Raw genomic sequence first — 12,855 nt, 5'->3', positions numbered from 1 at the left:
CATTCATCATGGATATTTCCGCAACCTATACCGCGTAACGTACGACTTCACCGGTATCGATTCGATTGCCGGACCAACATCGGGGATGGCTATGAACAGTGCTATATCGGTCGACGCTTTGAAGCAGAGCAGCACCGAGCAACTACTCGTGTTGTTCGCCACTCTGGGAAGTCCCACCATCGAAGAAATGAACGGCGAGTACCCGGCGACGCTACTTGCACAACCGAACGTATTCGCTTCTGCGCTGGGTGCCGTTTCGGTGGGAAACCCACTGGCCCCGTGGCAAGCTAAGGCATTCCGACCCGTGGACCGCGCAACAGGTCGCGGATACAATACTTTTCGTCGGTCGAACCAAATCGTACAGCGAAATCCGATGCTGACACAGATGGCACCGTCTCGCTATGATCAGAAGCCTGCGTACACGTTGATCTATCGGGCCTTCAACTCGATCTGTGGCCGGATCAACATGGTCGACGAGATTCGTCGAATCCGTGAAGGCTTCTACCTCGGCATAGGAACCTGCGGCATCACCGATCGTCAGCGTCACCTACCACGGCCGTTTCTTCTGCAGGGCCCAGATCGTGTTTATCGTGGTGATATCGGCACGATGAACGTTGGTTTCGTTCCCGGTCGCAAGGAAATTCCTTCCATGTGACAACTCTTCCTCAGCTCTACGACGGAACGGTAATATCCGAATCGGGTGTATACCGACAGCACGGCGCGACGCGGCGATTATCCAACGCGTGCGTTCGTGAACCGAGCACGGGCACCGTCAGCGCCGGTGCCCGTGCTTGCACTGAGGCATCAAGTCATGTGTGCGCGGAGTTGCCACAGCATTGCATGCGTCCACATGTCGGTTTATCGACCCTGTGCGGTGTCCTAAAGAAATCGAATAACAAAACGCAATCTGGTTAAACTTGACCAATCGACTCGCGTTCACGGCACTGCCCGAATTGGGATGTGCATCACTGAAATAACCGTTAACAGACCGCGGCCGAACACGATAAGTGAGTGGGTGAATCCGAGCCTGTCTTAATTGTCGCGATGGGAGAATACCAATATGCCAAACGTTAGGTCTTTTTTCGCAGCCAGATCTGCGAGTTGGCGGCGCTCTATAACAATCGTCGGAACGGCATTGATGCTCGCATTAGGCTTCGGATCACAGCCTGCGTATGCAAATCAAGAAACGAACCTCGCCCGTTACACCGACGCTGGCGGATACCAAGAACTGTGGGTCCCATCCTCGATGGGTGATATCAAGGTGCAAGTACGATGGGCTTCACGAGGCGGAACAGCGTCACTGTACCTTCTCGATGGGTTGCGAGCCCGTAATGACAGAAATGCGTGGAGCTTCGAGACCAACGCAATGGACCAGTTCGCCCGGGACAATCTGACATTGGTCATGCCGGTCGGTGGACAGTCGAGTTTCTATTCCGACTGGTACAACAAAAGTAACTTCAACAACCAGCAGGGCACTTACAAGTGGGAAACGTTTTTGACGAGCGAACTGCCGACGTATCTGTCGCGTTTCGGAGTGGACCGCACGATCAGCGGCATAATGGGACCTTCTATGGGTGGCACCGCAGCAATGACCTTGGCCGCATACCACCGCGACCAGTTTCGGTTTGCTGGTTCACTTTCTGGTTACCTCAATACGTCTGCAATCGGTATGCGCGAAGCAATCCGCGTGTCGATGCTCGATGCGGGTGGGTTCAACTCTGATGCTATGTGGGGATTTCCTTGGGACGAGGCGTGGTTACGCAATGATCCATTCGTGTCAGCCTCACAAATGCGAGGATTATCGATGTATGTTTCGACAGGGAACGGACTGCCCGGCCAATTCGACCATCCTCGCACACCCGTGGACTATTTCAATACAGCAACAGGAATGGGTTTGGAATTCTTGTCGTTTGCTCAGACCATGGCTTATCGGATTCGCATGACGACCCTCGGTATCGATGCCACGTTCAGGTTCAATTCGGGAATACACTCGTGGCCCTATTGGTCGGCCGAGTTGTGGAAGGCACGCCCGCAGATACTCACCGCTCTGAACGCGTGGTGAGCTGCAAGAGTGCCCGGCCAATTCGACCATCCTCGCACACCACGTGGACTACCTGAACTGCTGCGCCGCAGAGTCGTGAAACACCGGAACCGGACACTCGAATGAGGTGCCGCATCGTTCTACGGCATTGACGTCAGTGCTACGAGACCGCCGTTGGTGTCGCTGGGATAGGTCACATCGATATCTATTACTAGCCAACTCGATACCGCAATCGCGGCACGGTGTGGTGGGGTTCCGGCACACCCGGAATGGCCGGACGCGCGCAAAACAGTCTGCGTTTCGCTGACCGCTTATTCGCATTGACGACCGGAAAATGCGGTGAGATCGACTGCGTTCGCCATTGCCTCGTATCCGGCGGGGTTAGGGTGCAGGTTGTCGGGTCCTGCATAGCGGGGATCCAGAACGTCGGGATTGCGTTGGTCTCGGAGCGCGGCATCGAAATCTACTACGCTGTCCGCCAGTGTTTGCGTCCTGATCCATTCATTTATTTGCAGACGAACCGGGTTGGCGAGTGGCACCGTGAGGACGCCATCGAGTAATGCATTACTGGCAGGAAGTAGTGTTCCGAGGTGTACCGCGATATCAGCTGCACGTAGACGAGTGATGATATTCGTATATCCAGCAATGATCTGTTCGAAGCTGGCGCCAATCGGAATGCCTAGGTCATTGATACCACCGAGCAGGATGACGTCACGGACACCCGCTTTGTCGATGACGTCGCGTTGAAGTCGGGACACCATGCTGTCCGAATATTGTGGGATCAATCCGCTGGCGATAACTCGATTACCCGAAATACCGGCGTTTACTACCGAGATGGGAAGATCGTTGGAGTCGATTCGGCGCTGAAGGTAGTCGGGATACCTCGCGTTTCGGTCGACGACCGACGGATCTTGAGGAAAACCGAGGTAATAGTTGCTTCCGACGAAACCGTCGGTAATCGAGTCACCGAACGCGACCAGGGATGAAGTGGAACCAGGCGCGAGTACATCCACTCCGGACGCGAGTAGCATCGTCGTCGTCGACGAGCTCAGCGGAGTGCCCGATATGGTGTTCGTATGATCGCCGGATCCGGGCGGGCTGTAGAAACTAGTGGTGTTTCCTGTGAAGTGTTCGGTCGGGAACACAGCGAGACCTGGAATGTAGACACTGATCGACAGCTGTTCAGTGGCCTCGACATCGAGTTCAACGGGGTCGCTCACCAGATCGGAACCCGCAGCCAGTGTTGCTGACTGCTCGCCTTCGAAGCGTAGTTCGCGAAGACTATCTGGCTTGATGGATGCGCCGGAATCTTGTTTCGCTATTGTTGCACGCTCGAAGGAGAGCGGAATCGGGCGATAACGGTTACTCAGGTGCACCCGAAGAGTGGATCCTCCGAGATGTGGAGAGACCGTCATACGGAAAGTTTGGTTTGCGACCGCAAATGTCGGGTTGAGCGAACTGTCGACAACGCTCGCCGAGTCAGACGGGCTCGCTGCCCAGCTAGCAACCCACTGTCGATCCATGCACAGCGCTGGTTCAGCGGTTGCACGGCCGGGATCGCTCATCAAAAATGTGGCGGCGAAGGCAGCGGCCAGCAAAATCAAGGACCCGCGGATCCTCAGGCGGAGTGTCATGCGAGGCTTTCCTGCTAATCGGCTCGAACGGCTGTCAATGGTCAGGTGGATGGGGTGTTCGTGGACTGGAGTGCCGATTCGAGCCTGGTGATACTGCCTACTCGAACACAAGCGACCGTCCGCAGGGTAGGTCGATTGGGGTCATCGACGGTCATCCCAGCGCCAAAAATACAGGGTGTAGCCGGCGGAATGTAGGTAAACCGTTATTTTGGCCGAACGCGCGCCCAGCTCTGAAAAAAGGACGGACGCGTTATCGGGGCTTGGTTGGATCGATTTCGTGTCGGATGCGACGGGAGATGCGCGTAAGCACTTCGACTTCATGGTCGGTGAGTTGGTCTACGAAAAGTCGACGGACGAGTGTCAGGTGCCCGGCTGCGGCATCCTTCATCAACTGTCGACCAACGACCGTGACCCGGACGACGGTGCCGCGGCCGTCGCCGTCGCAGTCGTACCGTTCGATGAGCCCCCGTTTTTCCATCCGCCGCAACAGGTGCGCGACCCGGCTGGTGTCCCAGCCGACAATGCCGCCCAACTCCTTGGGTCGAATGCCTTCTTCCGGTCCCTCGGACAGTGGACCCAGTAACTCGAATTCGGCGCGCGACAGGCCCGCACCCGCGAGTTGCACGTCGATCTCGCGGTCGATCCGCCTCCACATATCGACCTGCCCCCGCCACATCGGTGCTTCCGTTTCGTTAAGCCAGTTCGGATCGGACACTGGTCGATCATAGTTCACTGACGCATCAGCTTGTTTTCCGAAGCGGCAGATGGCAAAATAGGTGACGCGTCAGCTAAAATGTCCGAGTTAAAGCGAGGAGGAGTCATCATGACCAAAATCGGAAGCACCCGTCCCGGGCGGAACGGACAACAAGTTGCACAGTGGGTGTACGACCATGCCCTCGAACGATCCGACGCCGAGTACGTGCTGATCGATCTACAACAGGTCGACCTACCTCATCTCGATGAATTCATGCCGCCGTCGATGGGTCCCTACCAGTACGAGCACCAAGAAGTGGGCCCAAGTCGTCTCGGAACTCGATGGTTTCATCATCGTCACCCCCGAGTACAACCACAGCATCCCCGGGGTCCTGAAGAACGCACTCGACTACCTCTACGCAGAGTGGAACAACAAGAGCGTCGGATTCGTCTCCTACGGATCGGCCGGTGGCACCCGTGCGGCCGAACACCTGCGCTCGATCGCCGGAGAACTTCAGCTGGCCGACGTACGACAGCAGGTAACCCTCACCCTCTCAGACGATTTCGAGAACTACAGCACCTTCACGCCCGGGGAACGACACCTGGCACCGCTGTCCGTCCTGTTCGGCCAGGTCGAGGCCTGGGCCGACGCCCTTGCGCCCTTGCGCTGACACCCACCTCGCAACGAAAGAGAAGTACGGTGAATACACCATCGCTGGCAGCCGGCCGATCCATTTCACGAGTGGAGTCGCCTCGCACCCTCGGACCCGACGCACAGGTCGACAACAAGGCTTTGATCTTCGATCCGAGCGACCCCACCCTCACCGATCCCTTCTTGTTCTTCGGCGAAGACTGGTTCTCCACCCCGGGTTTCGAGTGGCATCCTCACCGGGGAGTCGAAACGGTCACGATGGTCGTCGACGGCGTCCTCGAACACGGAGACAACAAGGGACATGCTGGAGCCCTGGAAGCCGACGACATCCAGTGGATGACCGCGGGCCGCGGAATCATCCACCGAGAGCTCGCGTACCGCAACGAACGTGCACATGTTCTGCAGCTCTGGCTGAATCTGTCTGCCGCAGACAAGATGACCGACACCAACTACCAGAACCTGGTCGCCGCACAACGACCTCGTATCGAACGCCCCGGCGTGATCATCGACGTTATCTCCGGCACGGTGGAAGGGCGTACCGGACCGGCCCACAACCACGTCGCGGTACAGGCGGTGATCATCACCATCGAACCCGGCACCCGAACCGACTATGCACTGCCTGGGAACCATCGAGCATTCGTACACGTACTCTCCGGCAGCGCCGACGTCAGCGGGCACCGTCTGGACACCGGCCGCACCGCATGGTCGGAACCCTTGCCCTCAGAACGCGCCGCCGACGCGACCGCACGAGCGAGCTCGCTCTACCTGAGCACACCCGACGGGGACACCACGACACGACTGATGATCTTCAGCGGTGCCCCGTTGAACGAACCCATCGCCCTCGGGGGTCCGTTCGTGATGAACACCAAAGTCGAAATTACTAAGGCCTTCAACGACTTCCACGCCGGCAAGTTCGGGCCAATCCCCCGGCTCATGCGACTGAGCTGACTTCTCCAACCGAACGAAAGAGACCGACCACCATCATGAATATCTTCCTCTGGATCCTCGCCGCAGTCCTCGCGATAGCCTTCCTCGGCGCAGGTGGCATGAAACTCATCAGGACGCGGGCCCAACTCTCCGCGGCGGGCATGGGCTACGTCGACGACCTTTCCGATACTGCGGTCAAAGCTATCGGTGCCGTCGAAGTGCTTGGCGCATTCGGACTGATCCTGCCGCCGGTGTTCGGCATCGCGGTGATCCTGACCCCCCTCGCAGCCACCGGCCTGAGCATCACCATGCTTGCCGCGCTGGCAGTCCACATCCGCCGACGAGAGTTCACCGCCCTACCGGGACCGATAGTCCTCGGCCTGCTCAGTGCGGTCCTCGCTGCATTCCGATTCGGACCGCACGGCTTCTGACTCGCACCATCGACGAATCCGGGCACCGGTGGCAAAACCGACTGTGGGAACGCTCGATCCGCGATGTCAAGGTCGTGAAGCCTCGCACCGACCATGCACGCTGCTCGTACCGATGAATCTTGATATCGCTCTGCGGTGTGATTGAGGTCGCCGTTCGGGAACCCACTCCCATCGACGTTCGGCCAGGCGTGGTTGACAGAGACGGGAAGCCGACAGGTTTCTTCGACGTGTATAGGTTCTCCCAAGATGCGACTTGGCCGGGCAGTTTCAGGAGAGCAAGGCGATCAGATCGTCGTACGAGTCGGACTTTAGCCGTCGCGCGGCGCGCCATCGTGCTCGATCGGCGACGTGATGCGCAGCATTTCACGCTCTTGCGGTGCTGCTCTTCGACGCGCGGACTCGGGCTGCCTCGTCCACTGCGGTGACGTTCGTCTTCACTGATGAGTTCGTCATGATCAACACTCTTATGTGGCATGGTTTTCTTCGATCGGAATGGAGGTGGTTTCGGTACTCGTGTCAGCGGCGGTGGAGAGTGCGCGGCGGGCGCTGCGGCCGAGGCGAGTGTGATTGAAGATGAGATTGAGTGCGAAGGCTGCCAGTGCCGCGAGCGTTATCCCGCTGCTGAGGATGATCTGAGCTGATGATGGAAACTGGGTGAACATGCCCGGTACGAACGTAGGCAGCATACCGACGCCGACAGCAACGGACGCGATGGTCATGTTGATCGGATCGGACAGGTCGACCTGCCGCAGGGTGTTGATTCCTACGACTGCAATGACCGAGAACAATATGAGACCAACACCTCCCACGACCGGTGCCGGTAGGCCGGCGACGAAAGCGCCCAACTTGGGAATCGAGCCCAGCACGATCAGGATGACACCGCTGACCGCCGTGACGTGGCGGTTGTAGACGCGTGTTGCGGCAACGGCACCGACGTTGTTGGTGTACACGGTATCTATGAATGCATTGAACACCGCACCTAGAATTCCCGAAACACTGTCGCCAGCAAGCCCGCGAGCTAGATCGCTCCGCGAGATCGGTTTTCCGGTGATCTCTCCGAGCGCAAGAATACTCGCGGTCGATTCCGCGAAGATCACAACCATGACGACCGTCATTGCTACTACTGCGGTAAGCGGGAATTGTGGTGCGCCGAAGTGAAAGGGCGACGGTATACCGACCCACGACGCGTCACTCACCGATGCCAGATCGTAGAGCCCGAGGGGAATCGAAATCACAGCGCCGACCAATAGTGCGATGAGTATGCCCAGTTGACGCCACAGATTCCGGCCGAGGCATAGAAAGCCGACAGCGACGAGCAGGATCAGCGCGGCAAGTCCAATGTTGGTCGGCGACCCGAAGTCGCTCGCAGACGGGTCGTTTCCGACGATCAGCCCGCCTGCTACACCAATCAGTGACAGACCGACCACGGTCAGAACAGATCCGGTCACCAGGGCTGGGAAGTAGCGCAACAACCCAGAGAATATCCATGCCAATGGGATGCCGATGATGCCGCCGATCAGCATGGATCCGTATACGGCGGGCATTCCATACTCGGACGCAATGAGAATCATTGGCGCTAACGCTGCGAAGGATCCCCCGCAGATGATCGGTAGTCGGATGCCGACAAGTTTTCCGATTCCGAGGCTCTGCATCACCGTTATTACACCGGAAATGAGAAGATCGGCGCAGATCAGCATGGCTGTGGTCTGCGTGTCCAGACCGACAGCTGCGCCGAATATGAGTGGCACGCTGATGCACCCGGCATACATGATGAGTACGTGCTGCAGCCCGAAAGCGAGCAGCCTCGGGGTAGGTAAGCGTATGTCCACAGCGTGGGTCATGGGGGTGCTCCAGATGTCGAGGTATTCAGGACTTTTATTCTTGAGGGAAATATTTAATTGGCGATGTTTATTCTGTTACGATCCCGCCGTCCAGGTTTCTGTTCTGTAACCGTCCGTGGTGTTCCAGGCATGGCGAGCACGACGGTCGCGAATAAATTCCACGCGTCGGAACCCATCCGTTGCCAGTCGATGCGGGCCGCCCACCCGTCCTGGGGCCGCAGCAACAATGCACCGCCATCGTGCACAGCGTGTCGCAATTGAGCCGCGAGTGTGGCATCAGTCCGCGCGACGAGATGTGCCTCGCCCGCTCAGCCAGATCCGGCTAGACGCTCTTCCTGCGCGAGCTATGCAGCACAGAACCTCGATCTCGATCGATCGGGGTTCACGAGTCCTGTGATCCTCGACCCGGTGCGCAGTCGAGGATGACTTTCCTGAAGCGGTCGCTCTTATCGAAACCCTCGAATGCGTTCTGCGAGTGGGTGATCGGCCCGATTCGAGTGCACGGGAGGTTCGACGTCGTGTTTGACGCAGAAGGCGGCGAAAGCGGGGCGAGCTCGTTGGGGCTGCCCATCGCGGATCCGACGATGGTGATCGAGCGGCGAGACAGATTCGTCAGGTCGAGATCGGTGTGGCGCGCCGCCGACGGCTCCGATGACGACGAGTCGCCCACTGGGCTTTAGTGCGTCGAGGGGCCGTGCGAACGTCGCTGCTCTGACGTGTCCTGGTAGTAAGGCACCGTGGGTGAATGCCCAGTCGGCACAGAGTTGACACGCCGCGCGGGCACAGCGATTTCGAACGGATTGGCTGCCGAGGAGATCGACGTCCAACCCACTGTCGCGTCACTACGGTCGAACACGCTGCAAGCCGGCTTCACTTCGACGACAATGCTCGAACTACAGGCACCCCCGGTTTCATCGCAGAGTGCCCGATGCAGGTTGGACGAGATCCCCGATCGTGTTGTTGCACAAGTGTCGGTACCAGCCGCATGATCATCGGCGCACCGACGATGGCCATCGTCAGTCTGGGTTGGCAACGACGGCACTCAGGTGGATGTATCACCCTTTGCAGATCAGCTCACGGTGGCTTCATTTCCCGCAGCATCCGTCGCCGAATTCAAGGGGCAAGGCTGACTGAACACAGTCGGTTGCTGTAATTCGCTATCACGGTGGCGAGTTCGTCGGTCGCCGACAACTGCGGCGCGTGATCGGAATCCAGAGAGAAAATCTCTACACCGTGTGAAATTTCCTGCATGCGGCGTTGAGCCGAGAGCGGAACGGATCGGTCGTCGAGGGCCTCGATGTACAACTTCGGGATGGACCCGTATCGGGTGGTTGTCCACGTCGGGGTGATCAGTCGTGCGGACTCCTGTTGCGGGCGAAGGCGGCGCGATGCATCCGCTGCCGCCGCCGGATCTGCACGCTGAAAGAACACCGTTGAGCCCACGTCTACGGGCACGGTGCTGATTCTACCTTCGGCAGTGAATTCGAGATCGGCGGTGATACCGACAGTGGAAGGTAACTCCACGTCGGCACAGATATCGTCGAACGATCGTCCCGAGGGGAGCATCATCCCGGCAACGAACACGACCCCGGCAACGTGATCGTGCAGTCGCTCCGCGACCTGGGTTGCGACGACTCCGCCGCCCGAGTGACCGACAATGACGAGCGGGCCGTCAAAGCCTGCGATGTCGGCAATGACCGAGTCTGTGAGCATCTCAAGGGTGATCGGTACGTCGGGGTCGATCGCATTACCGACTCCGGGCAGTGCCACTGCGTACGGACGATGTCCTGCAGTGCTCAGTCGGTCGATGATGCTGTCCCATACCCACGGGCCCGCCCACGCCCCGTGGATCAGGACGATGACTGCACCGCTCATACCTGGCTACTTTGCGCTGCGAGAACTCGGGCTGCCTCGCGCACCGCGGTGACGTTCGCCTTTCCCTGGCGGGAGCCGGCAAGTTTGGCGGTGATGTGATCGCGGACCAGGATCGGCTCGTAGGCGAGACCGTCGGCGGCGTCAAGATGGCTCGGCAGTGTGGAGATCGTGGCGTCGATGTTCCCGTCGTGGAAGTACGCCACCGAGCGCCGGCGCTGGATAGTACCCTCGACGATCGGCGGCTTGACGCGGTGCAGCGTGGACATCCAGCGATCGTTGGTCAGGCGCGCGGTGAGATCGCCGAGGTTGACCAGCAGTGCTCCATCGATGGGCTCAACGTCATGCCAGGTACCGTCGCTGGCGAGTACCTGAAGACCTGGGACCTGGTCCGCCCAGAGTACGGTCACGAATCCGAAGTCGGTGTGCTCGCCCATTCCAGTGAGATCGCCGTCGAGCGTGATCGTGCCTTCAGGCAGTGCGTAGTTGTTCATGCGCAGCACGTCGACCGAATGGTCGGCGTGGACATCGAAGTATTCGTTGTCCAGTTGCAGGGCGTCAGTAAACACCGCTGTCAAAGTTCGTGCTACGCGTGCGGCATGTTGGTAATAGGTTTCCACTGCGGCGCGGAAACCCTCGACGTCCGGCCAGAGGTTGAGGCCGTAATCGTCCTCGGACAGACTCAAGTGCGGGAAGGAACGAGCTTCTGTGCCGACATTGAAAGCCTCGAAGAAATCGTTCATCCTTGTGGCCGATTCGATGCCCAAACTCAAGCTCAGAGACTCGCTCTTGGGGGGACTATAACCCCGGTTGGTGCCGTCGACGCGGTATCGCTTCTTCGTCTCGAGCGGGAGCGAAAAGAACGCGTCGACCGCGCCTGCCAACCCGGACAAGACTTCCTGGGGGATGCCGTGTCCGAGGATCTGAACGAACCCGACCGTCGAACATGCGGCATCCATCTGCGAGCTGACCTCGGAGCGTTCGGTTGTCGTGCCCGCTGACGTGTACGCGGTGATGTCGATGACGGGAACCGTGAAGGTAGGGCGTTCGATACTGCGTGGCATTGCTTCTCCGCTTCGTACTGTAGTGGGCCTGTCGAACCGCAGTTCGCGTTAGATAACATTGAACACAGTAATATTTAATTCCATGTGTTTATTCTGTTACGTTATGCTCACCGCCGCCTAGGCCGCACTCTCGATGTCGTCAAGCGGACCGTCCACCGCATGTAATTGCCGGATTTGGTAGCGTCCGGGAGTGGACGACGACCAGCGAGACCTCGCCCGATTGCTGGGAGCGTCGATACGCGCCGCGCGCCGCGCTATCCAGCTGACCTTGACCGATGTGGCCGCGAGATCGCAACTGTCACAACCGTTTCTGAGTCAGATCGAGAACGGTAACGTCATGCCGAGCGTCATCAATCTGCACCGAATTGCCCAAGTGCTCGGCACGACGGCCCACGATCTCCTCGAACAAGGTACACGCGTGGACGCGACAGTGATCCATGTCGACGATTCGTCGTCGTACTCTCTCGGTCCAGGAGCTGTGATGCGTTTCTGTACGGCGGGTTCTCGTTCCATGGCATGCAACGAAGTGATAGCCGATCCTCGCAGTGCCGCCGAATCGCCCACCTCCCATAACGGTGAAGAACTCCTCTACGTGATCTCCGGACGCATTCGATTCGTCATCGACGACGCTGAGCACACCCTCGAACCCGGAAGCACGATCTACTACACCGCATCGTCGCCGCACCAATGGTTCAACGACACCGAGGACACTGCGAAATTTCTGTTCATCTGCACACCACCCGGGTTCTGAATTCCTTCCCACAGCGGGCGAAGTACCTGTCGTCGAGAACGCTTCATGCGATCACACACTCATTTCGTCGGCGATGCCGAACTGCGGAACAGAGGTCACCTATTACTCCGTTAGCTGTTGACGGTTGGCCGCCTTGGGCTCGCGGCGGTCGGTGCGTTGACGCGGGTGTCCGAGTCATCGCCGCATCCCGGAGCGGTTCGTGACAAAATCAGGTCTGGGCCGATCGCCGGGCGTTCAGTTGAGAAGATCACCCAACGCTCCGGTTACGGACTGCTCTACCAGCTGCAAGTGCGCGCGCGCAGTCTGCTCGGCAAGTATCGCATCGCCTGAGGAGTACGAATCGAGCAACGTGAGGTGATCGTCTCGGGCACGTTCGTCGACTCGGGTACTAGCCACCCCTAGGCGTACGTACCTATCCGATGTGAGCCACAGCTGCCGGAGAATACGTTCGGTCAGTGGCCCCAATGCCGGTTCCAGTAACGCTCGGTGAAATTCGCGGTGCGCGGCCAGAAACTTATTCACATCAGAGCCGACGTGGCGGTCCATGTCGTCGAATGCGGCCACGGCCAACCGGATGTGAAGCTCGGTGCGGCTGGCTGCACTCTGCCGCATCAGGGGCGGCTCGATTGAACGCCGGAGTGTGTACACCTCACCGAGCTCGGTCATCGAGACACCGGCCACTCTCGTGCGTCGGCGCGGCGACGACACTACGAATCCTTCGGATGCAAGTGTGCGCAGGGCTTCACGGACGGGGATGGTGGATACACCGAACTGCGCCTGGAGATCACGGGGCAGCAGCACTTGTCCCGGTTTCAACGTGCCGTCGAGGATCATGGCGCGTACGAGATCGGTGATGTCGCGGCCGAGCCCTTGGGAAAGCGCAGTGGTGCTCACGTCTGTCACGAGGCCCAGTCCTCTCCGATCGTCGCTTGGCCGGATGTACGGCCGT

At 58.9% G+C, this 12,855-nt stretch carries 13 protein-coding genes; 7 read left to right on the top strand and 6 right to left on the bottom strand.

What is annotated here, in order from left to right:
* The first annotated feature begins 91 nt into the window (after nt 1–91).
* Nucleotides 92–655, top strand: a complete 564-nt coding sequence (locus CH275_RS10105; protein ID WP_094677685.1) for a hypothetical protein — start codon at nt 92–94, stop codon at nt 653–655.
* Between the two features lie 405 nt (nt 656–1,060).
* Nucleotides 1,061–2,062 carry an alpha/beta hydrolase gene (locus CH275_RS10100; RefSeq protein ID WP_256990956.1) on the top strand — a complete coding sequence of 334 codons (1,002 nt, stop codon included), beginning with the start codon at nt 1,061–1,063 and terminating at the stop codon, nt 2,060–2,062.
* Nucleotides 2,063–2,352: 290 nt separating this feature from the next.
* On the opposite strand, the gene CH275_RS10095 is transcribed toward CH275_RS10100, so the two are convergent.
* Nucleotides 2,353–3,675: a GDSL-type esterase/lipase family protein gene (locus CH275_RS10095; RefSeq protein WP_256990955.1), complete on the bottom strand. Its 1,323-nt coding sequence runs from the start codon at nt 3,673–3,675 to the stop codon at nt 2,353–2,355.
* 250 nt (nt 3,676–3,925) lie between these two features.
* Nucleotides 3,926–4,390 (bottom strand): MarR family winged helix-turn-helix transcriptional regulator, encoded by a 465-nt coding sequence (locus tag CH275_RS10090; protein WP_094677681.1) that lies wholly within the window; start codon nt 4,388–4,390, stop codon nt 3,926–3,928.
* Between the two features lie 244 nt (nt 4,391–4,634).
* Between CH275_RS10090 and CH275_RS10085 the strand changes: the two genes are divergently transcribed.
* The 3 genes from CH275_RS10085 to CH275_RS10075 are packed head-to-tail and all read left to right on the top strand — an operon-like array spanning nt 4,635 to nt 6,378.
* A complete protein-coding gene (locus CH275_RS10085) occupies nt 4,635–5,039 on the top strand; it encodes an NADPH-dependent FMN reductase (protein WP_306436942.1) in 405 nt (134 codons plus the stop codon).
* 29 nt (nt 5,040–5,068) lie between these two features.
* Nucleotides 5,069–5,968: a pirin family protein gene (locus CH275_RS10080; RefSeq protein WP_094677679.1), complete on the top strand. Its 900-nt coding sequence runs from the start codon at nt 5,069–5,071 to the stop codon at nt 5,966–5,968.
* A 35-nt stretch (nt 5,969–6,003) separates the two neighbouring features.
* A complete protein-coding gene (locus tag CH275_RS10075) occupies nt 6,004–6,378 on the top strand; it encodes a DoxX family protein (RefSeq protein ID WP_094677676.1) in 375 nt (124 codons plus the stop codon).
* 464 nt (nt 6,379–6,842) lie between these two features.
* Here the strand turns inward: CH275_RS10075 and CH275_RS10070 are convergent, their stop codons facing one another.
* Nucleotides 6,843–8,219 carry a uracil-xanthine permease family protein gene (locus CH275_RS10070; protein WP_094677674.1) on the bottom strand — a complete coding sequence of 459 codons (1,377 nt, stop codon included), beginning with the start codon at nt 8,217–8,219 and terminating at the stop codon, nt 6,843–6,845.
* A 518-nt stretch (nt 8,220–8,737) separates the two neighbouring features.
* Between CH275_RS10070 and CH275_RS29455 the strand changes: the two genes are divergently transcribed.
* Nucleotides 8,738–8,899 (top strand): hypothetical protein, encoded by a 162-nt coding sequence (locus tag CH275_RS29455; RefSeq protein ID WP_179276082.1) that lies wholly within the window; start codon nt 8,738–8,740, stop codon nt 8,897–8,899.
* 433 nt (nt 8,900–9,332) lie between these two features.
* Here the strand turns inward: CH275_RS29455 and CH275_RS10060 are convergent, their stop codons facing one another.
* Entirely contained in the window at nt 9,333–10,094 is a 762-nt protein-coding gene (locus CH275_RS10060; RefSeq protein WP_094677670.1) for an alpha/beta fold hydrolase, read from the bottom strand.
* Nucleotides 10,091–11,155: an isopenicillin N synthase family dioxygenase gene (locus CH275_RS10055; protein ID WP_094677668.1), complete on the bottom strand. Its 1,065-nt coding sequence runs from the start codon at nt 11,153–11,155 to the stop codon at nt 10,091–10,093. The genes CH275_RS10060 and CH275_RS10055 overlap by 4 nt, the downstream gene beginning before the upstream one ends.
* 190 nt (nt 11,156–11,345) lie before the next feature.
* Here CH275_RS10055 and CH275_RS10050 point away from each other — a divergent pair, with 190 nt between their 5' ends.
* Nucleotides 11,346–11,906 (top strand): helix-turn-helix domain-containing protein, encoded by a 561-nt coding sequence (locus tag CH275_RS10050; RefSeq protein ID WP_094677666.1) that lies wholly within the window; start codon nt 11,346–11,348, stop codon nt 11,904–11,906.
* A gap of 234 nt (nt 11,907–12,140) precedes the next feature.
* Here the strand turns inward: CH275_RS10050 and CH275_RS10045 are convergent, their stop codons facing one another.
* Complete coding sequence (locus tag CH275_RS10045; RefSeq protein WP_094677664.1) at nt 12,141–12,809, bottom strand: GntR family transcriptional regulator; 669 nt, start codon at nt 12,807–12,809, stop codon at nt 12,141–12,143.
* Nucleotides 12,810–12,855 lie beyond the last annotated feature (46 nt).

This window comes from Rhodococcus sp. 06-235-1A (assembly GCF_002258785.1).
Lineage (GTDB): Bacteria > Actinomycetota > Actinomycetes > Mycobacteriales > Mycobacteriaceae > Rhodococcoides.
This window is presented reverse-complemented; position numbering and strand designations above follow the sequence as displayed.